At 55.6% G+C, this 24,710-nt stretch carries 21 protein-coding genes; 7 read left to right on the forward strand and 14 right to left on the reverse strand.

All coding sequences use genetic code 11. The features are described 5' to 3' along the window. Nucleotides 1–52: 52 nt before the first annotated feature. From QZN75_RS05195 to QZN75_RS05205, 3 genes are all read left to right on the forward strand, one after another. On the forward strand, nucleotides 53–4,651 hold the full coding sequence (locus QZN75_RS05195; RefSeq protein WP_292425670.1) for a PEGA domain-containing protein: 4,599 nt from the start codon (nucleotides 53–55) through the stop codon (nucleotides 4,649–4,651). A gap of 216 nt (nucleotides 4,652–4,867) precedes the next feature. Beyond that, nucleotides 4,868–7,810 carry an AIR synthase-related protein gene (locus QZN75_RS05200; RefSeq protein ID WP_292425672.1) on the forward strand — a complete coding sequence of 981 codons (2,943 nt, stop codon included), beginning with the start codon at nucleotides 4,868–4,870 and terminating at the stop codon, nucleotides 7,808–7,810. Between the two features lies 1 nt (nucleotide 7,811). Continuing rightward, nucleotides 7,812–8,657, forward strand: a complete 846-nt coding sequence (locus QZN75_RS05205) for a phosphoribosylformylglycinamidine synthase subunit PurQ (protein ID WP_292425675.1) — start codon at nucleotides 7,812–7,814, stop codon at nucleotides 8,655–8,657. 69 nt (nucleotides 8,658–8,726) lie between these two features. Here the strand turns inward: QZN75_RS05205 and QZN75_RS05210 are convergent, their stop codons facing one another. From QZN75_RS05210 to mptA, 6 genes are all read right to left on the reverse strand, one after another. Further along, nucleotides 8,727–9,416, reverse strand: a complete 690-nt coding sequence (locus QZN75_RS05210; RefSeq protein ID WP_292425677.1) for a zinc ribbon domain-containing protein — start codon at nucleotides 9,414–9,416, stop codon at nucleotides 8,727–8,729. Nucleotides 9,417–10,170: 754 nt separating this feature from the next. Next, on the reverse strand, nucleotides 10,171–11,097 hold the full coding sequence (gene frhB, locus QZN75_RS05215) for a coenzyme F420 hydrogenase subunit beta (protein WP_292425680.1): 927 nt from the start codon (nucleotides 11,095–11,097) through the stop codon (nucleotides 10,171–10,173). 11 nt (nucleotides 11,098–11,108) lie between these two features. Beyond that, nucleotides 11,109–11,870 carry a coenzyme F420 hydrogenase subunit gamma gene (frhG, locus tag QZN75_RS05220; RefSeq protein ID WP_292425683.1) on the reverse strand — a complete coding sequence of 254 codons (762 nt, stop codon included), beginning with the start codon at nucleotides 11,868–11,870 and terminating at the stop codon, nucleotides 11,109–11,111. Nucleotides 11,871–11,913: 43 nt separating this feature from the next. Then, nucleotides 11,914–12,456 carry a coenzyme F420-reducing hydrogenase, FrhD protein gene (gene frhD, locus QZN75_RS05225; RefSeq protein WP_292425685.1) on the reverse strand — a complete coding sequence of 181 codons (543 nt, stop codon included), beginning with the start codon at nucleotides 12,454–12,456 and terminating at the stop codon, nucleotides 11,914–11,916. A gap of 11 nt (nucleotides 12,457–12,467) precedes the next feature. After that, a complete protein-coding gene (gene frhA, locus QZN75_RS05230) occupies nucleotides 12,468–13,835 on the reverse strand; it encodes a coenzyme F420 hydrogenase subunit alpha (RefSeq protein WP_292425688.1) in 1,368 nt (455 codons plus the stop codon). A gap of 302 nt (nucleotides 13,836–14,137) precedes the next feature. Beyond that, nucleotides 14,138–15,118 carry a GTP cyclohydrolase MptA gene (gene mptA, locus QZN75_RS05235; RefSeq protein ID WP_292425691.1) on the reverse strand — a complete coding sequence of 327 codons (981 nt, stop codon included), beginning with the start codon at nucleotides 15,116–15,118 and terminating at the stop codon, nucleotides 14,138–14,140. 110 nt (nucleotides 15,119–15,228) lie between these two features. On the opposite strand from mptA, the gene ilvC reads away from it, so the two are divergent. From ilvC to QZN75_RS05250, 3 genes are all read left to right on the forward strand, one after another. After that, nucleotides 15,229–16,218 carry a ketol-acid reductoisomerase gene (gene ilvC, locus QZN75_RS05240; RefSeq protein WP_292425693.1) on the forward strand — a complete coding sequence of 330 codons (990 nt, stop codon included), beginning with the start codon at nucleotides 15,229–15,231 and terminating at the stop codon, nucleotides 16,216–16,218. A gap of 104 nt (nucleotides 16,219–16,322) precedes the next feature. After that, on the forward strand, nucleotides 16,323–16,814 hold the full coding sequence (locus tag QZN75_RS05245; protein ID WP_292425694.1) for a flavodoxin: 492 nt from the start codon (nucleotides 16,323–16,325) through the stop codon (nucleotides 16,812–16,814). A gap of 177 nt (nucleotides 16,815–16,991) precedes the next feature. Further along, the gene (locus QZN75_RS05250; protein ID WP_292425696.1) at nucleotides 16,992–17,606 is read left to right on the forward strand and encodes a translation initiation factor IF-2 subunit beta; all 615 of its coding nucleotides are present in this window, start codon (nucleotides 16,992–16,994) and stop codon (nucleotides 17,604–17,606) included. 620 nt (nucleotides 17,607–18,226) lie between these two features. Here QZN75_RS05250 and QZN75_RS05255 read toward each other — a convergent pair. The 8 genes from QZN75_RS05255 to QZN75_RS05285 all read right to left on the reverse strand — a co-directional run bounded on the left by QZN75_RS05255 (nucleotide 18,227) and on the right by QZN75_RS05285 (nucleotide 23,385). Then, on the reverse strand, nucleotides 18,227–18,631 hold the full coding sequence (locus tag QZN75_RS05255) for a hypothetical protein (protein ID WP_292425699.1): 405 nt from the start codon (nucleotides 18,629–18,631) through the stop codon (nucleotides 18,227–18,229). Between the two features lie 52 nt (nucleotides 18,632–18,683). Beyond that, complete coding sequence (locus QZN75_RS05260) at nucleotides 18,684–19,565, reverse strand: Mrp/NBP35 family ATP-binding protein (protein ID WP_292425700.1); 882 nt, start codon at nucleotides 19,563–19,565, stop codon at nucleotides 18,684–18,686. A 43-nt stretch (nucleotides 19,566–19,608) separates the two neighbouring features. Beyond that, the gene (gene atwA / locus QZN75_RS05265; protein WP_292425936.1) at nucleotides 19,609–21,204 is read right to left on the reverse strand and encodes a methyl coenzyme M reductase system, component A2; all 1,596 of its coding nucleotides are present in this window, start codon (nucleotides 21,202–21,204) and stop codon (nucleotides 19,609–19,611) included. Between the two features lie 23 nt (nucleotides 21,205–21,227). Continuing rightward, nucleotides 21,228–21,374 carry a DUF5320 family protein gene (locus tag QZN75_RS09965; protein WP_366652800.1) on the reverse strand — a complete coding sequence of 49 codons (147 nt, stop codon included), beginning with the start codon at nucleotides 21,372–21,374 and terminating at the stop codon, nucleotides 21,228–21,230. Nucleotides 21,375–21,546: 172 nt separating this feature from the next. After that, nucleotides 21,547–22,263 (reverse strand): DUF169 domain-containing protein, encoded by a 717-nt coding sequence (locus QZN75_RS05270; RefSeq protein WP_292425702.1) that lies wholly within the window; start codon nucleotides 22,261–22,263, stop codon nucleotides 21,547–21,549. 111 nt (nucleotides 22,264–22,374) lie between these two features. Further along, nucleotides 22,375–22,734 (reverse strand): DUF134 domain-containing protein, encoded by a 360-nt coding sequence (locus QZN75_RS05275; protein ID WP_292425939.1) that lies wholly within the window; start codon nucleotides 22,732–22,734, stop codon nucleotides 22,375–22,377. Nucleotides 22,735–22,809: 75 nt separating this feature from the next. Next, nucleotides 22,810–23,100 (reverse strand): hypothetical protein, encoded by a 291-nt coding sequence (locus tag QZN75_RS05280; RefSeq protein WP_292425704.1) that lies wholly within the window; start codon nucleotides 23,098–23,100, stop codon nucleotides 22,810–22,812. Nucleotides 23,101–23,145: 45 nt separating this feature from the next. Further along, nucleotides 23,146–23,385 (reverse strand): hypothetical protein, encoded by a 240-nt coding sequence (locus QZN75_RS05285; protein ID WP_292425706.1) that lies wholly within the window; start codon nucleotides 23,383–23,385, stop codon nucleotides 23,146–23,148. Between the two features lie 176 nt (nucleotides 23,386–23,561). On the opposite strand from QZN75_RS05285, the gene QZN75_RS05290 reads away from it, so the two are divergent. Then, the gene (locus QZN75_RS05290; RefSeq protein WP_292425707.1) at nucleotides 23,562–24,416 is read left to right on the forward strand and encodes an MBL fold metallo-hydrolase; all 855 of its coding nucleotides are present in this window, start codon (nucleotides 23,562–23,564) and stop codon (nucleotides 24,414–24,416) included. The last annotated feature ends 294 nt before the right edge of the window (nucleotides 24,417–24,710 follow it).

The raw sequence follows: 24,710 nt of genomic DNA on the forward strand, positions 1-24,710 counted from the left end.
TCCCGGAAAATATCCCGCAATCTTTATAATTCCTGCATGATTCAAAGGATGTATGTATCCTGAGAACAAACCGGCTCGGTTCCTCCTCCTTGTTCTTCTTCTCTGTATACCTGTAGCCATCCCGGCGACCTTGATCATTCCCACCGCAACAGCAACGCCCTCCCTTGCCCTCGTACCGATCCGGACAATCCCCGTGGTTCCCGTAGCAACGACCGCCGCCCCCGCGGCCCCGCAGGTCGGAGCAGTCAGTATCAGCAGCACTCCGACAGGTGCCAGCGTAACCATCGACGGCACAATAATGGGCGCGACTCCGTTCACCCTACGTACACTCACGGTGGGTTCCCACACCCTGGTACTGCAGATGAGCGGCTATCTCGATTATACCGACACGATTATGATCCAGGCCGACCAGCTGAACCAGCTGAGCTATACGCTCACTCCCGTGCCTGTCACTACCTCGCAGCCGGTCCTGGTCCTGCAGGTAACTGCCGTGACAACTACGACCGCACCACCGGCACCGACAATGATACCGACAACGATACCGACTGCGACAAGCAGTACCACCCAGGTTACACCTGTTCCCGCCACCACGGTACAGGCAACACCCGCGCCATTGCAGCCGATCCCGGCAAACAGCCTGTATTCGCAGCAAAACCTGTGTCATTACGATGCTGCGACAGACCAGTGTGCCGGGGTTTGCCCCCTTACCGGGAAGACCTGTGTCCCGGTAAAGGACAGCACGTGTGGTGACACCAGCGGGCCAACCGCAGTGAAGTGCGGTTGTGTCAACACCGGGTCACCGGTTTCCCTTGCAGCAGCCGGATTGCTGAACGTTTCCGTTAATTCACAACCTGCGTACCGGACGTATCAGGCCCCCGGGAAAGGTCTGGTAGATTCAATCGCAGGGTTTTTCACCGGGCTCCTGAACAAAAAACCGGATCTCAGTACCGCTGATCCGCGTGCATACACCCGGGACACGGCCCAGGCGCTGGCTGCACGGGCAACGGGTGTCTGCCCCCCCGACCTGTCCCGCACCACGCTTGTCTTTGCGGACAGCAACAGTGCCTTTATCAATACCGGTCCAGGATACCAGAAAGGCACTTTTATCTGGGACAGCATCGACCCCCGTGTCATGAGTGCGGTCTGGCAGGTATCGATATTTCCCTACCCGGTGAGCGGCGCCAACTGGTCCGATGTACCGGGCCTGCTTGCACAGGGAAACCTCGACGGCGACCAGCATACCTTCACCATCGATTTTTCAGAGAGTGTTCCGACCGCAGGCGATGCTGCACAGATATGGGAAGGTAAACCGGCATTCCTGCGGGTCGAGAAAAATATGCTGACTACAGTAAAGACCGGTCTCCTTGCCGTGGACAGCGGGACAGCCGGCCAGAACCAGTCGGCGTCAGTGTCAATCCGGCAGAAACAGGAATCAAATATCGAGAGCGCAGTGGCAAAAATGGATGCAGACATTGCAACTCCCGCATCATTCAGGCTTGCTACTCCTGCAATAACCGGGAATTATACGCCGTTCAATACGAAAGCAGCCGGATCTGCTGTTCCGTGGGAACGGGCGTCAGGCCCACTCCCCGCCACATATGTTGCAAAGGCCGGCGTGCTCGCGCCGGTACTGAACCTTCCGTCGATTACCAAACAGGGACTTGCAGGGACCCTGCCCCAGGCCCAGCGCACACTCTTTGTGCGGGTGGTGCCGTTTGACCAGAACGGGAATTATACGGGCAATCCCTCCAACACCAGGGAAGTTGTTGTCGGTGAACCCCGGTATAATACCACGGGCCCCTGGTCCTGGTGGGATTCCCTCTCTGCGCCGGACCAGAACGGGTTTGCAAATCCACCGGAGACGGTCAATTTCGGGGACCGCATGTACCTGTTCAATGTCCGTTCTGACAACCTGGTCTACATGAGCTCGATCGATCAGACCGGGTCGTCCACCGGATGGACGCAGGTCCCGGGCTCACCATCATCCGGCACGGCTATATCTGCTGTTGCATACGGGCTCCCGGGGAGGTTGAATTCGTTCCCCTATCTCTACCTTTTTGTAACCAGCAGGGATACCGGGCTCACCTGGTACGCGAAGATGGACAGATCGGGAACATGGAGTACATGGACCCAGGTACCCCAGCATGACACCTCACGAACCTACGTCTTGAAAAAAGCACTCCTTATTGGCGACCAGATCTACCTGCTGGCCCGGTACGATTACCAGAAATATAATCCCAACGACCAGTCGTACACCCATCCCCCGTCGAGTTTCGTGTACCAGCAGATGTACACTACAGGAACATGGATGAAGGACTGGCTGGATACCGGTGCCGGTACGGACAGCCCCGACCGGATCACCGGTTCTGACGATATGAGTTACAATGAGCATATCTTCGATGTATCCTACTGGAACTCGGCGGACGGCAATCCCCACTTCGATGTTTACTCGCTCCCCCGTACGCAGTCCTGTGCGTCGTGCACGCCGGGGACCATGAAGCGGGCAGAACGAATTGATGTGCCTGCAGAAATCCTCGGTACAACTCCTGGTACAGGTGACTTCTCGGCCGCATCCTACCATGACCGGATCTACTTCTTCGTCCGCGGGAAGGCCGGCCATATCTTCATGGCGTGGCAGAGCCTCATGACACCGGGGGTCGCTGCGGGCCCGGCATTCGGCGAACTGAGCGCATGGGAGGATATCTCCCCGGACCAGATAGCCACCGACAGCGGCATCACGGCCCTCTCATCCCCGGAGGGGGACCGGCTCGATCTCCTTGCAAACAATATCCAGCACACTCCCGTTGAGCACACAGGCCTGTGGGGGGCGGCCGTCAATACCCTCTCGGTCCTCTTCCCCCCGCAGTCTACCGGTCTGAACCGGGACTCGCTGGGCGGCGCCCCGGAAAACACCCAGCTGCTGGTGTCTGCTAGTGGGGATAAGGCAGGGTCCATGGAAAACGGCAATGGCGAATATTTCCCAAATTACATCTCAACTGACGCAAATGTAAGCTGGACGCGGACGACCCCGTTATGGTTTGCCTGGAATAGTTCACAGCCTGTCCTGTACGATGCCGAATGGCAGGTCTCCACCACTCCCTTTGATGAGGTTAACCCGACGTTCGATGACAAGGGCATCGTGGCCCGGGGGCGGCTTGATGTCAGCACTACCGATCCTGACTATGTCACGAACTCCCCGGGAACGGGGGGCCTGCCCACCTACACCGACAAGGTACACCTCTTCCCGGTCGATTTCTCCACGTTTGCAACCCCGGCCGATCCGGCCAACCCCTCGGTTACCCATTATTATATCCGGGTCGTCGCCGCTGCGCCGACCGGTACACCGGGGAGTTTTACGGCGAGTCCCTCCGAACAGATGGCGGTTGACTGGGCGCCGCAGGCCGCGTTCAAACTCTATAACTGCACGCCGCCGACTTTTTACGGGTACTCCTACGAAGTACCAAAGATCAGTATTGTCGGTTACACGCCGATACAACCGATGGCTCCCGATGCCAGCTGCCATGTTGTCGTTACCACGGGGTACAGCTGGTGGGTGCAATATTTCCTGAATAAAGGGTTTACTGAAAATAATGCAGAGGATTTTGCTCATGCGGCGGTTGGAAATGCCGAAAAAGGCTGGGTTGAGAACCTCTGCGCGAAGTCGTCGCACAGTGATTCATGGTGGGATGACTTTATCGGTGGAATCGAGGACATTGTCAGTTTCGCGGCGTCACTCGTGGACAACTTCGCCGATGCCTATGCCACGGTGAAGGCCGCCGTGATCTCGTCCGTTTGCGGGGGAAACAGTGACTGCGAGACCGTGATGTCCGCGGGGGTCGATGCGGGGCTTGCAGCGCTCGGTGTGCCCCCCAGCATACCGAACTTCAACCAGCTGATGGACAACGGGGCCAATTACCTCGCCGGAACCATTGCCGACGAGACCGGCGTGCCCGTTGACGACGCCGTGGATATTGCCAAGACGGCCCAGAGTATTCACGATATCGCCGCCGGCTCGCAAAATGTGCCGCATGCCGGAGATCCCTATGGCCTCCAGCCGGATCCGGCATACCAGTACCAGCCTGCGCGCCTGATGGTCCAGCTGGAGAACGATGACCCGGTCAACGCCACGCCCCCGGGCGAGTTCAGGTTCTCGGATTTCTTCGGCCTGTTCAAGACCACGCAGCCTGATACCCCGTTCCCCTCGCTGAAACCAGGCCAGGTAATGACATTCCCCCTCATCCTCGAAGAGAACCAGTGGCAGGACACGAGCTGCACCGAATGCATGGGGAACGAGTGCACCAGCGTCCCCTGCGATGACTGGTCGGCCGAGGGCCAGATCAACCCGGGATGGTGGAACCAGTACCAGCAGGCTGCGAATGCCGGGGACGAGTTCGCGCTGCACTATGATGGGCTGTCAGCGAATTTCACCAGCAACTTGACGCTGCAGATGGAGACCAAGTACCATGTGATCTTCAATATCCAGGGTGGCTCGTATAACCAGTACGGCTTATCGCAGACCAACTGCATGGCAGATAAATACGGACTGGATATTGATCCCATCGGCAGTGACGGGAATCTCCTTACGGATCCTCTTTCACAGGCCAGTGTCGATGCCCTGGTGCAGCCATGGGGTGAACAGGGTACACAATGATGGTCTGATCGATCATTTTTTTATGGGGACTACGTGTCAATAATCATGCTCAACTGCGTCTGCAGCTGATGACCGCTATACCCGCATGATCAGGGTCGTGTCCACGTTTGCTGGAGTCGGCCACGGGAGCAGACCGGAGGCTGCCTCTTCCGGCAGGACCCCCCTCACATCAGCCCATGAGATACCTATTTTCTCCTGCAGGGCACACCAGTACGCATGGCTTCTTTTGTCCACCGCATAGAAGTTCACTATAAAAAAGATCCCCGCCTGAAAATCCGTACGGACCGGATCCGGTCGCTCGGGTTTTTGATCGATGAGCTGCAGCTGACCGATGTGTACACGATTGCAACCGGTTCCCGGGATTTTACGCGCGATGAACTCCGTGAGATCGGTGCCCGGTTATCCAACCCGGTAGTACAGGAATTTGTGGTGGACGAAGCGACAACGGCATTTTTTGATTATGCGATCGAGGTCGGGTTTTTACCGGGCGTAACCGACAACGTGGGAACAACCGCCCGCCAGACTATCGAGGATTATCTCCGGGTGAAATTCTCTCCCGGGGACGCAGTCTATTCATCGCAGCTTTATTTTGTCCGCGGGCATCTCCCTCCTGAGACGATACGCCGGCTTGGCGATACGCTGGCAAACCCTCTCGTGAACCGTGTCATCATAAAGACCCGGCAGGAGTACGGGGACCGGGGGATGGACCGGGTGGTCCCCCGCGTGCAGCTCCACGAGATGCGGAATGTCGGGCTCGTGGACCTTGAAATCCCGGACGAAGATCTCGCACACCTCGGTAAAGAGGGAATTGTGGATCCGGAGACCGGCGTGCGCCGTGGGCCGCTCGCACTCGATCTCGCCCAGCTCCACGCGATCCGTGAATATTTTAACGAACTTGAACGGTGGCCGACCGATGTAGAGATCGAATCGCTTGCCCAGACGTGGAGCGAGCACTGCAAGCACACGATCTTTGCCTCGGCAATGGACGACGATGTGCCAAAAGGGCTGTACAAGACGTTCATCCAGGCCGCAACAAACGAGATCCGGAAGGAAAAAGGCGACCGCGATATCTGCGTGACCGTCTTTACGGATAACTCCGGCGCGATTGTTTTCGATGACGAGTTTCTTGTGACCCACAAGGTCGAGACCCACAACTCGCCATCAGCGCTCGATCCTTTCGGTGGTGCCCTCACGGGAATTGTCGGGGTAAACCGGGACACGATCGGCTTTGGCCTTGGCGCAAAGCCCTGCATGAACGTCTACGGCTTTTGCGTCGGCGACCCGGCAGCGGACCCAAAACTGTTCCGGGGAAAAGACCGGAAGAACCCGGTGCTTTCCCCCCGGCAGATCCTGGACGGTGTTGTCCGTGGCGTCGGCGTGGGCGGGAACTGCTCGGGCATCCCGACTCCGCAGGGATTCTGCTACTTTGACAACCGGTACGCGGGTAAACCGCTCGTCTTTGCCGGGACCATCGGCGTGATGCCCAGAGAGGCAAACGGGGTCAAACTCTACGAGAAAAAGGCCGAGCCCGGCGATCTTGTCGTGATGGTCGGCGGCCGGGTGGGAAAAGACGGCATCCACGGGGCCACGTTCTCGTCGGAAGCGCTTGACCCGGCGAGCCCGGTGACGGCAGTCCAGATCGGCGACCCGATCACGCAGAAAAAATTCTCGGATGTTTTGGTCAAGGAGGCCCGGGACCTTGGGCTGTACCGGAGCATCACGGACAACGGGGCCGGCGGTCTTTCCTGCTCGGTTGCTGAGATGGCAAAAGAGAGCAACGGCTGCCGGGTGGACCTTGACAAGGTCCCCCTCAAGTATCCCGGCATGGCCCCCTGGGAGATCTGGATCTCGGAGTCCCAGGAGCGTATGACGCTTGCCGTCCCGCCGGAAAAAATTGACGAGTTCATGGACCTCATGAAACGCCGTGAGGTCGAGGCGACGGTCATCGGGGAGTTTACCGGCACCGGCCGGTGCATTGTCGAATGCCAGGGAATTGTCGCGATGGATATCGAACTTGCGTTCCTCCATGACGGCCTGCCCAAAAAAGTCCTGAAGACAATACCGGTAACGGTTAACAATCCCGAGCCGGCACTGCCCTGCCCGGCACGGCTCGACGACATGGTGCCGGCAATGCTTGGCCGCAAAAATATCTGTTCCACGGAATTTGTGACGATCCAGTACGATCACACCGTGCAGGGCGGCCATGTCCTTGGACCGGTGCAGGGAAAAGGCAGGGTGCAGGCACCGGCGACACTGACAAAAGTGGTTCCCGGATCGAAAAAAGGCGTGGGACTGTCGCAGGCACTGTTCCCCTCCTACACAGAGATCGATCCCTACGGTATGGCCGCAGCCTGCATCGACACGGCGATCCGGGGCCTTGTGGCGCTCGGCATCTCCCCGGACGAGATCGCGCTTCTCGATAACTTCTGCTGGTGTTCTTCTGACGAACCGGAGCGGCTCTGGCAGCTCAAGGAGGCGGCAATTGGGTGTTATGAGTATGCAAAAGCATTCGGCACCCCGTTCATCTCCGGGAAAGACAGCATGTTTAACGATTTCTCCGGGTTCGATGCAGAGAATAACCGGGTGAAGATCTCCGTGCCCCCGACGCTCCTTATCTCATCCATCGGGGTTCATGCGGATGTTCTCAAGGCGGTCTCGATCGATGCGAAAGTCGCAGGCGATCTCGTGTACGTGATCGGGGAAACTGCAGAGGAACTTGGCGGCTCGGAGTATTTTGCCCATCTCGGGTATACCGGGAACATGGTACCAAAGCTGGACGCAGCAGCGGCAAAGGCCCGGTACCTGCGGCTCTATGACGCGATCTCTCACGAACTGGTTGCTTCGGCATTCCCGGTCAGCCATGGCGGCCTCGGTATCGCCCTTGCAAAAGTGGCAATTGCCGGCCGGCTTGGCATGGATATCACGATACCGTCTGCCATGCGGCCGGACTATTTCCTCTTCTCGGAGTCGCTTGGCCGGTTTGTGGTGACGGTTGCGCCGGATCATAAGCGGGAATTCGAGCGGATTATGGGAGCCGATGCACTGCTCCTCGGGAAAGTGGGCGGGAACCGGCTGCAGATCACAGGCCGGACACTTCTTGCCGAACTGGAAATTTCAAAACTGGAAGCGGCATACAAGGCGCCGTTCGGGGGGTTCTGACATGGCAGTCATTTCTCCGGCCGATGGCGGTAAACCCGGACACGGCCTGATCCCGGAAAAAGCCCTCATCATGAGCGGGTACGGGATAAACTCCGAGATGGAGACCCGGGAGGCACTTCTCCGGGCGGGTATGGACTCTGACATCGTCCACATCAACGACCTGATCGCGGGACGACAGCGTTTGTCGGATTACCGGTTGCTGGTCTTCCCCGGCGGGTTTTCCTACGGGGACGACACCGGCGCCGGCAACGCGTATGCGAACCGGGTGCGAAATAATCTCTGGGACGACCTGCGCGAGTTTCTTGACGGCGATAACCTGGTGCTTGGGATCTGCAACGGTTTCCAGATCTTAGCAAACCTCGGGCTCGTCCCAGCGTTTGATAAAAAATATTCGCGGGATATCGCGCTCATACCCAACCGTGGCGGGCGCCTTGAGTGCCGGTTTGTGACGATCAGGCCCGTGGCCGAGAACATATGGACGCATGGCATCGCGAAGCTCTGGTGCCCGGTTTCCCATGGTGAAGGCAACCTTTCCTGCTCACCGGAGACCCTCCAGCACATGAAAAAGCACAAGCAGATCGCATTCACCTACTGCCGGGAGGACCTGACCCCGGCCGGCGGGGAGTATCCCTTCAACCCGAACGGTTCAATTGAGGACATCGCCGGCATCACTTCGGCTGACGGCAAGGTGCTGGGCATGATGCCGCATCCCGAGCGGGCAATAGAATTTGTGAATCTCTACAACTGGCCGCTCATAAAGGAGCAGATGCGGCGGAGCGGGGAGCATATCCCTGAAGAATCGCTCAACATGACGATCTTCCGTAATATCGTGGAATACTTTGCGTGAACGCCAGTCAGTGAAGGTCTAAAAAAAGAGCGTCTCTTAAAAACTGCTTTCGGCGTACTCTCTGGCGGGTCATTTGAACCCGAACGTGCCTTTCTTTTTCCACCTGCTGCCCGTACCGTCGTGATCAGCGCGGTGTTCAGCGTCCTCTTTTAGTTCGTCGGCGATCAGGGGCAGGTGGGAATACTTTTTTTTGGGCACGGAAATCTGCGCCATTTGCGTTTCCTGATAGGGGGCATAACCAGTGGATTGTGCCATTTCATCGGCAACATGCTGGAGGTCTGTTAATTGTTTTTGTGACTGCGGTGGTGACGATATCGATATATCATATGCCGGGTCACCATCCGTCCAGGGGTCCCATTCTTCTGCAGGATTCTCCGGCACCGACAGGCGCCCTTTCCTGATCTTGACTATGACAGGTTCGGGTTCCGGTTCAGGTGCTGCTGCAGGTGCGGCGGGGGGGGCGGCACGATTTTTCCACGGGGCTGCCGGTACAAACGTTGCACCGCACCGGGTACAGAACCTGGAGTGGGTAGATGGTGCCGGGTTGCCGCAGACCGGACAGACCGGTTTTGCCAGCGGTGCACCGCACACATCGCAGAACTGAGCTTTCTTGTCAGAGACGATGGCCCCGCAGGCCGGGCAGACCGGAAACCCCTGCGATGGTGCCGGTTCTTCTTTAAGCGGCGCGCCGCACAGGTCGCAGAACCGCGAGTTGCTGTCGGGAGCGGGTGCGCCGCAGTTCCCGCATTTTTTTGTCATGTGCTTCTTAGTGAATAACTACGGCAGCGGCATAAAGACTGCGGTTTCGTGGTACGCGGGCAGTACTGGTTTAGGTTTCACGCTGTGAAAATACACGGTTTTCGGAGTATGTGATATCCGTTTATGTCACGGTTAGTGTAAACCTGCCGGTGGTTTATTAAGCATGTGGCACCAGAAACCCGGGTATTGGAAGCATTCTGCCGGGCACACGACCCGTGGCAGGGAAAAGAGGATCTCTTTTTTTATTTCCGGCAGGGGTGTGGCATCAGCACCGGATGATGACTTTGTCTGGTAAATATCCAAAACGGTTAGGATCTATGAGATGAAGGTAAGGGAACCTTCCTGAAATTTTCTATTAATAATTTTGGCTCTTCGCAAAATTGTGGAGGTAAATCCACTATTCTTAAATAAGTTGATGGGGGCTAACGCCAGAGGAAACGCCTATTACGATGACTCCGCCGCCCCCGGCGGGGCGCCCCCGCGGCGGATCAGGATATAAGATTAACACGAAAGAGCAAGACTAAAAAACTCTCTTGCCCCGCCGGGCCCCTCAAGAGGCCCTGAAGCGGGGCACCCTCCTGACCGTTTCTATAAACGATTTTCATGGTTCCCGTGTGAACCCGATCGGTTCATGACGGTTTCTCCAGAGATTTTTATGATCGTTTTAAAAAGACGTGACCGGCCGTCCTTAAATGAGCATTCATACCGGGTCTTTATCGCGCCACGTGGAGATGTGGCAGTCCAAAAAAAAAGTTTAGATGTAGGGGCTCCGGAGAGCCTTGCCCACACCGAAGGTCTTGCGAGCTTCGAGAGTGTTTTTGTTCTTCGTGATCTTCTCGTTTGCGAGCTTGGTCACGAGTTCAAGGCCGGGCTTGACCTTTTCGATGGGCTGGGTCTCAAAGACGCCAGCGGCCATTGCATTTGCCCAGACCGAGTCACCGATCTTTGACCTGACAAAGACGGTTGACCAGCCATCGGGGCTGCCAACGGAACCGGTGGAGATATCGCCGAGGTTTGCCACGTAGTCGAGGCAGACATGGCAGCCGGGCTGTTCGTACTTGTGGGTCACCTTGAGCGGCAGCTGAACGACCTGTCCGCGCTTGCCGTAGATCCAGAACTTGCCCTTGCCGATCTCCATCTTCTTGACGGATTCCATCTTCATCGCCGCGTGGTCTTCCACGAGCTGGAGGATGCTCTGGTACGGGAAGTTCTCCATGCAGAAGATACCGACTGCAAGTGCAACTGCGGCGCCGACATCACGGGCACCGATCGGGTAGAGCTGGAGTTTCCGGACTGCCTGCATCTGGCAGGGGGTACCGACGATACCGACCTTGTCCAGACCGAAGCTGCGGGTTGCCTCCTTGATCATGGAGACGTTCGGGCTGATGTTGTACTTGGTGCCTGCTGCTGCAAGCAGATCAGCCTTGGTACTGACGACTGCCGGGAATGGTCTCCAGGGCTCAACCATGTCCCAGTTGGTGTTGTCTCTCATGATGAGCGACTGGTGCTTGGCTGCAAATTCCTTGTTTACAGCGACAATTGCGCCGTCAATGATACCCGTGTCGAGTGCATATCCGAGAAGGGATGTAACAATGCCGCCGTCCTGGGCGTGCTTGAGAATCTCCTTGTCGGTGCTTCGTGCGGAGACGCATGCTTTGTATTTACCGAGTTCTGCTCCCATTTCAATCACCTTCACTGGAGTGCCGCCATAATGGCCTCGTTGATCGCCTCATAGTTCTCGACAACATCGAAGCTGAACCAGCTCCGCGGGCACTGGTTGTAGCACGCACCGCACTTGATGCACAGGTCGCGCTCGCCCTGGGGTTTGCCGTACTCGTGGGTAATTGCATTGACCGGGCAGGCTGATGCACAGCTGCCGCATCCCATGCAGAGACCCTGGTTGATGACTTCGGTCATCAGTTCGCAGAAGCAGGCTGTTGTCCCCCTCTGGGCTGCCATCATCAGCGGCTTGAGGAATGCAGTTGCGAGCTCTTTCTGTTCCTTGGTTCCCTTGAGGAGCAGGTATGCCATGACCGCAACGTTCCTGATCATCTGGGGAGTTGGAGCGCAGCCGGGGATGTACACATCAACCTTGATAATGTCGCCAATCGGCAGGTACGCTTCATGCTGCGGCTGGTTCTGCTGGCCGCCACGGGAGAACCGGGTGATGTTGCCATAGCAGGCGCAGCCGCCAAGGGCGACGACTACCGTTGACTTCTCACGGGTTTCCTTGAGTTCTTCTACTGCGAGTTTGTCGTTAATACAACATGACCCCTCAACGAACGAGACATCAACCTTCTGGACGTGCCTTACATCTGCAAGGGTCGGCATGTATTTCAGGTCGACATATCTGTCGAGGAGTGTTAATAATCCGGCATAGTTGTCTGCGAGTGCCACAGTGCAACCGGTACACCCACTTAGGTGCGTGTAACCTAATGTAATCTTATCAGCCACAGGCTTAACCTCCTTTTTCGTTTCTGCTGGTTTTGCTGCTACGTCAGCTGATTTTGAGGGAGCCGCAGCTGGTTTTGGCGGTTCCGTGCTGACGTTCTTCTTGAATACACTTGATAGTAGTCCCATAATCCACTCCTATAGTTTCCAGTATCACCCGGATAGTCTTCGGGATCGCTTTCTGGACTTCTTCCGAAAGCCCTATCTCAAATTCCGGGGATGTAACCCGCGCCGGCTGGCATCCGATGACCGTAATTTCGATCTGGTCCTTGATACGCTGCAGCGGTTCGGCGAGGTCCCACGAGTGGGCGTCGCGATACGACCCCGGGGGGAGATCCTCGACCCGGAGCTTGGTAATCGATCCCGGCTCCGCGCCATAGTCAGCGATATCAACGATCACGAGTTTTTTCGTCACTTCCGGGTCGAGCAGTGTAAAAATAAAGTGCGGACCGCCAAGGCCTGCATCTACTATCAGTACATTGTCGGGAAGTGAAAGTTTCTCCATCTCTTCAATTACTGCCGGGCCAAAGCCGTCATCGGCAAACAGGGGGTTTCCACACCCTGCGACCACGATCTCCGGATACAGCATGGTGGGGTTACTCACTGGATGAGCTTCTGAGCCACTAACTTGTTGTCCTCATCAACGACGATCATGTGGGTTGCACATGATACACAGGGGTCGTACCCGCGCATGATGACTTCGGCAAGCTGCCAGGGTGCACCGGTGAGTGCAGCGCTGCAGGTTGCAAAGTTCCAGGTTGTCGGAACGAGCATACTGAAGTACTGGACCTTCCAGTCCTTGACCCGTGTAATATGGACATCGGTCCCGCGGGGCGCCTCGTTGGATGCCCAGCCGAGAGAGCCGTCACCGTCAGGGATATAGTCTGCAACGACTTTGCCGTCCGGGTTGAGTGCATCGATGCAGTCGATCATCTCGTACAGGCTGTCGGTGTACTCCATCTCACGGGCAATGTTCTGGCCGACCGTGCCTTTCTCGTCATAGTTTTTGTAGGTGACGAGACGTGCACGCGGGCCGACTTCGACGGGCTGGCCGTCATACATCGGGATGCCTGTGCAGGCTTCCATCTGCGGGTTGACCTTGGTGCCGAGCTTGGTGGTTCCGCCAACGGGGTACCGGGGCTCTTCGAGCGAGACTTCCATCTCACCCATGTACCAGTCCCATGGCCGGACTTCCTTGAACCGGTCAATGTCCCAGGTGGGGCATTCGTCCAGGCTCGAGCTGCCATAGAACGCATCGGTTGCCAAATAGCCCTGGTTGTGGTACCCGAGGGTCTTGGGCAGAGCGACCTTCATGCCGCCGACGGTAACAGACTCCCGCGCCTGATAGTTCCTGAGGACAGCGATCATGAAGTCCATCTGCGCCTTCGCGAGGACAAGTCCTTCCTTCGCGAGGTCGTACATCTTGGTCTTGGCCTGCTCGGAGCAGTTCCGGTACATACCACCGACCCGGGTGTTTCTCGGGTGGATGCAGTCGCCACCGGCGATCTGGCCAACAGTCTGGCCGATCTCACGAAGGCGCTGGATGCGCTTCGCAACGGTGCGCACCGGCTCTTCTGCCGTGAACGGGTTGATCATTACCTCGGTGCCTGGGATATACAGGTCGGGCAGGATCAGGATGTCGTGCAGTGCAATGCTGTGCAGCCGGTTTGCGAGCTGCAGGATGTGACGGAGCATCTTTGCGTCCTTCGGGATCTCGCACTTGATGGATGCTTCCATCGCTTCAGTAGCCGCAAGGTTGTGGGCAATCGGACAGATACCACAGACACGGGATGCGATCTTCGGCACCTGTTCGGGGGTCTTGCCAACGGCAAGCTTCTCGACGCCCCTCACCGGGGTAATGGAACACCAGTTACCCGTCTCGATGATACCCTGATCGTTGACCTTCAGGACCAGTTTGGAGTGTCCTTCATGTCTTGTGGTTGGGGAAATCTCTACAACTTTCGACAATATTATCGCCTCATTAGAATGTTGAGTTGTTCGTAACGCGTTACAAAAATTACTCTATACTCTCTCATCTCTAGAGATAATTGACCGTACAAAGTACGTTCAACACTATCTTCTACTGACCCTTTTATAACGTTTATTGTTTTATCTTCCCAATGCCAAAATCAGGAATATGCGCGAGAATCGGCCATTAAACTAAAAACGGTGTAAAAAATACCGTTCTTTTCCGGCCGCGCCAGCGGGCTGGAAAAAAACTACAATTCCTTTATATTAACGATCCATTATTATATCCGGTTTTTTATCATTTAATCCCATGATTTCCTGTCGCCATTGAGCTCGTCCAGCAGTTCTGCGAGCGTAGCTCTCCGTTCGGCGTACGCGTCATGCTGGTGGATGCTTTCTTCATTGGTCTGCTTGATGGTAACCACGGCATCGCCCGGAAGATAGTCAAATCCGGTCAGGACTTTTTTGGCCATCTCCCGTACGCAGTCTTCCACAAACCTCGGATTTTTATGCGCGGCAAGTACCACCGCACTTTCATCGCCGCGCTTGAGGAGCTCGTAGATACCTGCGCTCATGGACTCCTTGATGATCCGGATAATCTTTTCAAGGTCGACATGCTCGTCGTCATCGGTCTCGATACAGAGGAAGCCCCGGCCCCGCTGGTTGTGGGTGGCCATCGGGACTTCGGCAAAGAATGCGTCGATGGTCTTCTGGTCAACCCCGAGCCCTTCAAGGACGTTGTTTGCCCGCTCTTTCATGATGTTCTGGGCACAGGGACACGCGGTCATGCCCGTGACTTCGGCACCGATGCTTTTCCGCACCATCGGTTCGCGGAAGGTTCTTTTTGCAATCGCCCGCGCGTGCACCTTGACGACTTCATGGCAGGTTGTGTGGCTCACGGGTGTCTCGCGTTTGACCATGAATTCGCTGCGCATGAGTACCTCCGTGCGATCGGCGTACTCGTGACGGTCGAGCAGTTTGCGTGCCACCGCGCTGCAGAGGTTCTCGATCTCGCTGACCTTGCCATCGATCGCCTGCTGGAGCACTTCATCGATCACCTCAAAGTTCCGGGACAGGTTAGCACCTTTCAGGCTGCCGGGCAGGTCCACGTAGACATCGAAGTTCGAGATAAATATCATCGGCCTTTTATCTGGGCGGGAGACTTCCACAAGTTTTTTTACATTTTTTACCCCGACCCGGGTAAGGTTGATCCTGACATCGGGCGATGTTGCCTGGACATCGGGCAGTTTCCCGCTGAACGGCTGATCCGGGGCGTTGTCCACTGCTGCGTCTTTAATAAGTCATCGCATCCATGCTGATTTTCGAATGTTCTTCTTTAGTTTTTCCATATAATATTTATGTGCATTGTTGCTGATATCAAAGGGATTAGCATATGATGAAGAAATACTATGAATCCGATGCCGATCTCTCGGTGCTGAAGGGCAAGAAGATCGCGGTGATGGGATACGGTTCCCAGGGGCGCGGACAGTCCCTGAACCTGCGTGACAGCGGACTTGATGTGATCATCGGCCTGCGCAAGGGAAAGAGCTGGGACGCCGCGACAAAAGACGGCATGACCGTTCTCTCCGTTCCTGAAGCGGCAAAGAAGGCAGACATTATCCAGATCCTCCTGCCCGATGAACTTCAGGCATCAGTCTACAAAAGCGAGATTATGCCGCACCTCTCCGAGAACAAGACATTGATGTTCTCCCATGGGTTCAACATCCACTTCGGCCAGATCGTGCCGCCAACAAATATCGATGTCATCATGGTGGCGCCAAAGGGGCCCGGCTTCATGGTGCGCCGGCAGTACGAGGAGGGCAAGGGAGTTCCCGCGCTTATTGCCGTCCAGCAGGATCACTCGGGCAAAGCCCACAAGACCGCGCTCGCGTATGCAAAGGGTATCGGCGCGACGCGTGCCGTCGTCCTTGAAACCACCTTCCGCGAGGAGACCGAGACCGATCTTTTCGGTGAACAGGCAGTCCTTTGCGGGGGAGCGTCCTCGCTTATCAAGGCAGGGTTTGAGACGCTCGTGAATGCCGGCTATGCGCCCGAGATGGCATACCTCGAGGTCTGCCACGAACTTAAGCTGATCGTTGACCTGATCTACGAAGGCGGTCTTACGAACATGCGCCAGTATGTGAGCAACACGGCGCAGTACGGGGATCTGACAAGAGGCCCCCGGGTGATCGGGCCTGAAGCCTATGAGGCGATGGAGGAGATCCTTGGCGAGATCCAGAGCGGCGAGTTCGCAAAGGAATGGATGCTCGAAAATATGGTCAACCGCCCGGTCTTCAACGCGCTCACGAAGGCTGACGAGGAGCACCTCCTTGAAGAGACCGGTAAGGAAGTACGGGCCATGATGCCCCAGTTCAGAAGATAACAATACCCGTTTTTTATACCTTTTTTTAATCTGGTTCCGGTCAACGTTTGCGTATTCCATTCACGTGTGAAACTTTTTTGGGCAGGAGGTACGTTCTATTCTGTATGAAGATCTGCATCATCTATCATTCCGAAACGGGAAACACCCGGCACATTGCACAGCATATTGCATCTGCCACTGTTGACAGTCACCTTGTGGAAGTGACCGATACTGCACAGCACTCCTCGCTGACGCGGTTTCTTATGCAGTGCAAAGCGGCAATGAGTGAGGATAAAACGACGATCGAGCCATCTCATCTGGACGTAAAGGAGTACGATCTTCTTGTGTTCGGCTCGCCGGTCTGGGCGTTCAGGCCGACGCCGGCCATCCATACAATCATCGATACCCTGACCGGTTGTGAGAATAAGCGGGCAGTTGCGTTTGTCACCTGCGGCGGCCGGCCCGGCCAGAGCAAGGAAGTATTCAAAAAATGGATCGAGAGCCGGGGTATGAAATTTATGGGATTTACATCGATAGACCAGAAGGATATCGAGGACGATGCAAAGAACGCCGGGGTTGTTGCATTTGTGTCGGCAGCCGCACCAAAACTGGTGTGATCTTCCGGGGGGACATTCTTGATCGGTCAGTGAGACCGTTCGCTCAAGTCCTTTTTTTGTGATCTCTTTTATGTCTCCCGGTATGCCGTCAATTGTGTACCTTTTTTCACCGGGCAGATCAGGATCCGGTGCTTGAGAAAGACTTTTGCACCTATGCAGCCCTTATAGTATACACGTATGACGGACTCTTATGATGATCTCTTAAAAAAGGCCTATTCCCATATATCGGAAAAAACCGCCTCCTCTGAACGTTTTGTAGTCCCCGAGGCAAAGGCATACATTGAGGGTAAGACCACTATCCTTGAAAATTTTGCCGAGATTGCCGACAAAGTCCGTCGCGACAAGGATCACCTGATGAAGTACATCCTCGGGGAGCTGGGAACGTCGGGAAAGATCGATGGCACCCGTGCGATTTTCAATGGGAAATTCGAGATCTCGCTGTTCCGGATGATCATCAAGAGTTATGTCGACGATTACGTGATCTGTTCCGAGTGCGGTAAGCCTGACACGCGTCTCGTCAAGGATGACCGGATTCTCACCCTCCGCTGCGATGCCTGCGGAGGTCACCGTCCGGTCAGGAAGCGCAAGGTGAGAACCGAACCTGTCTCGGAGAACCTTGAAGAGGGACAGGTTATAGATGTTGAGATCCAGTCGCTTTCAAAGCGTGGCGACGGGGTCGTGAAGATGGGCCGCTACATCATGTACGTGGCAAACGCGAAACCCGGCCAGAGCGTGAAGATCAAGATCTCGCGGATCTCCGGATCGATTGTCTTTACCGAACGGGCTGAATAAATCAGGATCGACCGGGGCATTCGGGCGGCGTGGGGAAGGCCGGGTGATTCCCTACACCCCCGCCAATACCCTCGCCCAATCCGGGCTCAATCCAGGTTCCGATTGCCCTTTGATCACCCCAAAAGAAGCCCGTATCGGGCTCCGTTTCAAAATACCCCCAAATCGGTCTTATTTTGCCAAACGGACAAATTATAACAACCTCATATTGCGATTTTAAGGCCCGAAACAAGGTCCGGATGGGTATTCTGTTGATGAAAGAAATAATGGCCGTTACAAGGCCACTATAAAGCGGCGAGGGGCATTATATGGGGTTCAATTTGGGCCTTATCTGGCAAACAGGGTAAATATAAGGCCGCATTTTCGGCCGGATCAAAACAGGCGGTTTTACGGCTGTTTTACGGGAGCAATCAAGATCTCGCGGACGCTCCAATCGTATGCAATGTTCAGGAGCGGTACTGAATTTTTCTGATTTCCTCCTCCATCTTACCGGTCGAAATTTTTCCATGCTCCCCAAGACTATCCCGGAGCTGGTCTTTTATCCGCCCCGGGGGATGGAACGATTTTCTTAAGATGAAACTGTCATTATTCCGCAGATGTTTCTTAATCCTTGCACATGGTCTTCAAATTAAAATTGTACCATGATCATCCGGATGAGCGCCTTGCTGCGAAGTAGCTCCGTTACCGGTATTGCCTCTCACTGATATGGTTGCGCATTCCGGCCCCATCTCCCGTTGTTTGCCGGGCAGGTCTTCCCTGCGGGAATGTTTACATTTAATGAGATACCGGCATTTCGGGGGATCCGAAGGTCCGGCCCCTTTCACTTGCTCGATCTTGAGCACCCTGTAGGAAAACCGGCCGAACGTGCCAAATTCCAGCCGGCGCAGGAATCCGGAAACGGTGTTGCACTGGTACCGTGTCAGGCCGAAGCGGTCACGGAGTTCCTGTACCGTGATCCAATGCTCCTCCGCGTCCTGTTCCTGCATGAACTGCTCCAGCAGTTCCGGCATCCCGGGATATTTTCTCATAGTAGTTTTGGATCTTCTGTATGACCGGCTCTGATCTCAAGTGGCCATCTCATTATTTCAGATCAGATTCGATCAGTTCCACGAGATGCTCCATAACCTCATCCACGGCTTTTGCTGTCGGGGAATCCGCATGGCGGAGGATATAGGGACGCCCCTCATCGCCGGCTTTTACCATCTCCGGATCGAGAGGGATTGCCCCCAGGAACGGGACTCCCAGGTCCCCGGCCGCCTTTTTTCCGCCCCCCGTGCTGAACAGGTTGATCGTCCCGCCGCAATGGGGGCAGACCATCCCGCTCATGTTCTCGATAACCCCGAGAACCGGCAGTTCCAGTTTCTCAATGAACTTTGCCGCCTTTGTGGCATCCATGACGGCGACATCCTGCGGCGTCGTCACGATCACGGCTCCCCGCACGTTCGGCGCGAGCTGGGCGATCGTGAGCGCCTCGTCCCCGGTACCGGGCGGCAGGTCGACAACGAGATAATCGAGGGCACCCCAGTTCACTTCAGCAAGGAACTGCTGGATGGCGCCCATCTTCATCGGGCCGCGCCATACCACCGGGGTGCTCGTGTCCGGCAGGAGGAACGCCATTGACATGACCGCAAGGTTCCCGGTCACATGCACGGGCTCGATAGTGTGTGCAAGGACCGTCGGCCGCTGGTCTTCGATCCCGAGCATCTTGGGGATGTTGGGGCCGTGGAAATCGAGATCGAGCAGGCCGACCTTTTTCCCGTGGTTTGCAAGGGCGTACGCCAGGTTTACCGAGACGGTGGATTTCCCCACGCCCCCCTTGCCGCTCAGGACGAGGATGACGTGCTTCACGTCGATCTTTGCTTTCGGTGGCAGCCCTTTTGGAGTGCTGTGCGGCTGTGCCGGGGCACAGGTACTGCAGTTTTCAGTACAGGTTTGTTCTTTCTTTGTTTTGTGTGCAGTCATGGTATCCGTATCTCTGGAATCGTTTGGGAATCACTGGCGCAGTTCAATCATGCTTCTCATCTTCGGTCACTTGACGAAGGACTTCAGCAGTCGGGCCGATCTGGATGATCTTCCCGCCCCGCATAAAGGCGAGCCGGTCACAGATGTCCCGTACGAAACCCATGTCGTGGGAGACCACAATGAAGGTCTCGTCCATCTCATCGCGTGCGTTTAAGATCGAATGTTTTACATCCTGCTTGGTGATCGGGTCCATCGTGCCGGTTGGCTCGTCGAGGATCACGATCCGCGGTTCCCGTATCAGTACCTGGGCAAGCGCCACCCGGTGCCGTTCGCCATCAGATAATTCACCCGGGAACCGGTGAAGGATCTCTTTGCTCTTTCCCTCGGAAAACCCGGCCGTCTTTAAGGTGACAATGGCTTTTCTCATGGCCAGTTCCTTGGGAAATTCAAGGCCGATCGCATCGGTAAGGTTATCGAGAACCGTCCGGTGCGGGAACAGGTCGTATTCCTGGTGCAGGAGGCCGATATACTCCTTTGCCCTTCCCCGTTCGTTAATACCGGGTCTGGTCATGTCCACCCAATTCTCCCCGATCAGGATGTTCATCTCCCCGCTTGTCGGTTCGATGATGCCGGCAATAATCCGGGACAACGTGGTTTTTCCCGCCCCGCTCTTCCCGATGATGCCGAAAATTTCCTTTCTTGCCACATCGAACGTTACGGAATTTACTGCCCGCACAACACCACGGTCAACCGAAACGTACCGTTTGGTCACATCCCGCGCAGAAAGGATCTTTTCTCCCAACTTAGCGGGGGCTGATTCCTCGATCTCCTGATAGTCCTTCACAAACGAATGGATCACGTCCTTTGGTGAACCTATTGCGACGATCTCACCGTTTACGAGCAGCATCGCACGATCCGCCATCTCCTCGATCACCTGCGAGAAGTGTGAGGTCACCACCATGCCCATGGTATTCCGCCGTGCCGCTTCGATAAGCATGGCATGTACCAGCCGGGCGGTCTCCGGGTCGAGCGTTCCCGTCGGTTCGTCAGCAAAGAGCATTGCCGGGTTCTTTGCCAGCTGCCGGGCAAGTACCACCCGCTGTTTCTCACCGCCGGAGAGGTCCCGGGCGATATGCATCATACGGTGGGAGAGTTTCACCTGGTCAATCAGGTCGGCTGCCCGGTTTATCGCCTGTTCCTGCGGGTACCGGATATCGTCGAGCGCATGCAGCACATTCTCGATTACCCGGTCATCGCCATAGAGTGCAAACGTGCGCTGGAACATGATCGCGGTCCGGTTCATGACCCGGGACTTCATCCCGTTGCTTTTCTCGTCCCAGAGGTCAACATCCACCGCGACCAGGTCCCCGCCGCACTCCGGGCACCGGCCACCGGCCCGGCTCTGCATGTCCATATATGTGCAGCGATTGCAGGCGGTCATGTGATAGACGATCGAGCCTTTGGTCGGAGGTTGTTCGACGCCCCTCAAGAGGTGCATCAGGACACTTTTTCCCGCTCCGCTCCGCCCGATGACTCCCATGATCTCCCCTTCCGGGATCTCAAATGATACGTTGTTTAAGACCCGTGTATCATCGAAGTCCATGAAGAGGTTATTCACGCTGATGAATGGTTTTGGCATCATCTCATCTTCTCAAATAGGTGTTATTCTTTAGCAGTCTCGTTCCGGACCGGGGTTTTCCTGTTCTCTGCCTTTTGTGTACAATCTTCAGTACATTGCCTGCAGGGTCCACGTCCCCGCCCGATTACCCGTCCCCGTTTCAGCGGCCCGGTCCCGTCAAAGTTCGGCATGTAAAATCCCCCGATTTGTTTCTAGTGGGATTATTACACATATGAGCATAAAGATTTAAGGATCAAGTGCAAAAAAAGAAATCGTGCGGGAGGGAGCTTCGTACGTGCATCTCCCTGTCGCCACCGTAGCGCCGGCATTCACTCTTCCGCCATGATCCCGTATCCCGGGTACTTATTTCGAACCGGCTGCACCGATCACAATCTTTAACGCGGCAGTAATCTCGGGGAGCATCTCGGCCGGGAACCCCATCACCATCTCATCATCGGTAATTCCGGAGAACTTCCTCGATCCGTCACAGCCGAGAGAGAAGTTCGGCCGCCCGGTCAGGTAGGTCTGTGTTGTTGCATCCGAACAGACAGACTGGATACCGGAGAACTCTGCGTAGATTCTCCCGCCAAGCCGGAAGAGCGTGCTCTGGGCGAGCTTGAGCATGTTTCTGGGCGTTGTCACGATCAGGATGACCTGCGGGGTGAATGGCGTTCTCTCCAGCGGGGCATAGAGCGTTGCATACGTCTCACCCGGGCTAAGGTGCGTGACCTTCTCGATGGTCCGTTTGCAGGCAGCCGCACTGTCAAATTTGCCCAGCTTAAAGTAAAATTCGCCGTTCTTTAAGGTCGGCGTTATCTCCTTGAGACCCAGCGCCCATGCGCCGCCGTTGCACTCATGTTTGTCCGCAGGAGCGTAGAAGATCTTCCCCTCGCTCCGGGCAAGGTTCACCATCGAACAGTGCCGGATGGTCTTGTCGAGCTCCGCCATCCCGGCCGGGATATCCTCTTTTGATGGTGCGAATCTGATGGCTACCGGGGAGCCTTTCAGGCCCAGTATTTTTTTCAGGGTTTCCGCAGCCTCATGATAATCCACAGGTATTTTCATTGGTTCGTTGCTCATAAGAGTTGCCTCGCAATCCTCATTTCGGGAGGGGGTAATTACCCATATGAGCGAAAACATAAAAAGATGACGGAACTGTCAGAAACGGTCAGGAAAAAAGGCTGTGGCATCTTACCGGGGACACTTCGGGCACCGGCCTTCCGCTGCTTTCTGGCAACCGGCCATCTCGATCCCTTTCCCGTTCACCAGTGCATCGGCAATCTTGCGACGGGCCTCGTGCAGGTCCCGCCATGCGGTCTTACGGGAGACACCGAGTTTTTCCGCCGCTTCTTCCTGCTCCAGGCCCTCCAGATCGATGAGCCGGATGAGCTCGATCTCATCGGGCTGCAGCAAGATCCCGGTCCCTTCCTCCTCCGGACAGCAGCAGGGCTTGTAGCAGCGCGATTCTGACGTGCTGGTGATGGTACGCCTGAGCCGGGGTCTTCCCCGGCGGGGGCATTCATTTTGGATGGAAATCTCATCAGGCACTATCGCATGCTCCTTGATAGAATGTATCCGGAATAGTATAACAGTCTTACCGGGACAGTTTGTTTTATTGATTTGTCCCTACCGTGTGTGGTTTTGCCGGACCGGCCGTTCCTGCACGAAATACCTCCTGAAGACCCGGTAGGGGGGTATCGTGTCCTGAAATTTTTCAATCTTTGTCACCTTATACCGGCAGGCAGCAAAGGCCCCGTTGTGGTTCCTGCCAAGAAACCCGGAAATTGCCTGACCTGACGGGCAGTCCGGTTGAAAACGGGCACGGATCTCCTGGACGGTAATCCAGCGTTCCGTGTATCCACTCTCCTTCATGTACTGCTCAAGCAGGTCAGGGATCAGAAAAGAACCGGCCGTCACTCTCATCGTTCCGTGCTGGTCATCTTTTGTAAAAACGGGATGATCTTAGTGACAACGCGGTCCATGCCCGCAGGGATGGCGTGCATTTTTGGCATCCTCTTCGGACTGGCAGCAGCAGGTATCGCCGAATTTTAAGGGGGACGTGCAGGCTTCCCGGTGGCTGACCCCACTTTCATGTTCTTCGTGTTTTTCACCGCACGCGCAGGTATGTTCATCGATACACCCTCGCCGGGCGGGGGCGGCTGGTTTCTCGGTGTTGGTTGTGCTGGTTGTTGGTTCTGGCATTGTGTCACTCTGTAGTTGTGTTGTTATAATTACTCATATGCGCATAAATCATTTAAAATGTCGCACCGTGACAGTGCAGGAGTAGAGGGGGGGCGTGAAATCATCGCGCCAGCATTCTTCCCTGCAGAGTCGCCGAAAAGAAAAGTCTAATTTCTTCTCCTGCGTGATATCTCTCCATGACAGCCCGGGTTTCCCTTTCAGTGCTGGTCGATAACAACACGCTCATCGATCGGTATTTCCTTGGGGAACCCGGTCTTTCGATCCTGATCGAAACAGGGGACCGGCGAATCCTCTTTGATACCGGTTATTCGGATGCATTCATCCGGAATGCTGAAACGATGGGGATCGACCTGCTTGACCTTGATTATGTCGTGCTCTCCCACGGTCACCTGGATCATACCTGGGGTTTGGTGCACCTTGTACAAAAACTGGCAGGGGCAGAGATTCATTCTCTTTCTCATAAAAAACCAGTCCTAGTTGCCCATCCGTATTGTTTTTATCCAAAACCCAGCCCCCCGCTTCCAAACATCGGTTCCCTTATACCGGAAGAAGAGGCAGGACGCCAGTTTTCCCTCAGTCTTTCCGCAAAACCGTTCTGGCTTACCCCGGATCTGGTGTTCCTCGGCGAAATTCCCCGGAGGTTCGGGTTTGAACATACCGCCCCGGGCAAGCGCAGGATCGTGATGCCTGACGGGCAGGTCGAACAGGACCAGCTCCTTGATGATTCCGCACTGGCCTGCCGTACTCCTGAAGGACTCGTGATCATTACCGGGTGCTCCCATGCCGGTATCTGCAATATCACCGAATACGCACAGGAAGTTTGCGGGGAGCGCCGGATCATCGATATCATCGGCGGGTTCCACCTGCTCAAGCCATCACCGGAACAGATGAAAGGCACCTGTACCTATCTACGGGATCTCGCGCTAAAGGCGGTACATGCCTGCCACTGCACATCGTTATCGTCTAAAATAATTCTTGCAGAGTTTTGTCCGATCCTGGAAACAGGCGTGGGAACGAATATCGAATGGTAAGGCGTTTCATACAATACCCCATCTGGTTTGCCTAAAATGCCGGCAATAGACCAGCTAGGCGATCCCACAGAATGAAATTACCGCGTATCGTTGTAATTTTTTTCCAAAACAAAAGTCCCAATAATTGTGCTTCTTGGAATGTCCGGTGCGACCTATGCCGTCAATATCGGGGATTCCTCTCAAAGATTAAGGGTGTGTCAGAGGATCAGGTGAATGTTGGCACTGATCCTGCCCATATCGGGTTGGATCCAAAAATCTTTCCCTCTTCTCTTCCCGTTACAGAAATTCAAAAAA

The organism is Methanoregula sp. (genome assembly GCF_003170075.1).
In the GTDB taxonomy this organism is placed as follows: Archaea; Halobacteriota; Methanomicrobia; order Methanomicrobiales; family Methanospirillaceae; genus Methanoregula.

Coding starts and splice junctions, on each gene's coding strand:
- QZN75_RS05195 (WP_292425670.1), top strand. CDS start 53: ATGTATCCTGAGAACAAACCGGCTCGGTTCCTCCTCCTTGTTCTTCTT.
- QZN75_RS05200 (WP_292425672.1), top strand. CDS start 4,868: ATGGCTTCTTTTGTCCACCGCATAGAAGTTCACTATAAAAAAGATCCC.
- QZN75_RS05250 (WP_292425696.1), top strand. CDS start 16,992: ATGACGGACTCTTATGATGATCTCTTAAAAAAGGCCTATTCCCATATA.
- frhD (WP_292425685.1), bottom strand. CDS start 12,456: ATGCTGTATCCGGAGATCGTGGTCGCAGGGTGTGGAAACCCCCTGTTT.
- ilvC (WP_292425693.1), top strand. CDS start 15,229: ATGATGAAGAAATACTATGAATCCGATGCCGATCTCTCGGTGCTGAAG.
- QZN75_RS05260 (WP_292425700.1), bottom strand. CDS start 19,565: ATGACTGCACACAAAACAAAGAAAGAACAAACCTGTACTGAAAACTGC.
- QZN75_RS05205 (WP_292425675.1), top strand. CDS start 7,812: ATGGCAGTCATTTCTCCGGCCGATGGCGGTAAACCCGGACACGGCCTG.
- QZN75_RS05255 (WP_292425699.1), bottom strand. CDS start 18,631: ATGAGAAAATATCCCGGGATGCCGGAACTGCTGGAGCAGTTCATGCAG.
- QZN75_RS05270 (WP_292425702.1), bottom strand. CDS start 22,263: ATGAGCAACGAACCAATGAAAATACCTGTGGATTATCATGAGGCTGCG.
- frhB (WP_292425680.1), bottom strand. CDS start 11,097: ATGGGAGCAGAACTCGGTAAATACAAAGCATGCGTCTCCGCACGAAGC.
- QZN75_RS05290 (WP_292425707.1), top strand. CDS start 23,562: ATGACAGCCCGGGTTTCCCTTTCAGTGCTGGTCGATAACAACACGCTC.
- QZN75_RS05245 (WP_292425694.1), top strand. CDS start 16,323: ATGAAGATCTGCATCATCTATCATTCCGAAACGGGAAACACCCGGCAC.
- atwA (WP_292425936.1), bottom strand. CDS start 21,204: ATGCCAAAACCATTCATCAGCGTGAATAACCTCTTCATGGACTTCGAT.
- QZN75_RS05210 (WP_292425677.1), bottom strand. CDS start 9,416: ATGACAAAAAAATGCGGGAACTGCGGCGCACCCGCTCCCGACAGCAAC.
- QZN75_RS09965 (WP_366652800.1), bottom strand. CDS start 21,374: ATGCCGAACTTTGACGGGACCGGGCCGCTGAAACGGGGACGGGTAATC.
- QZN75_RS05285 (WP_292425706.1), bottom strand. CDS start 23,385: ATGCCAGAACCAACAACCAGCACAACCAACACCGAGAAACCAGCCGCC.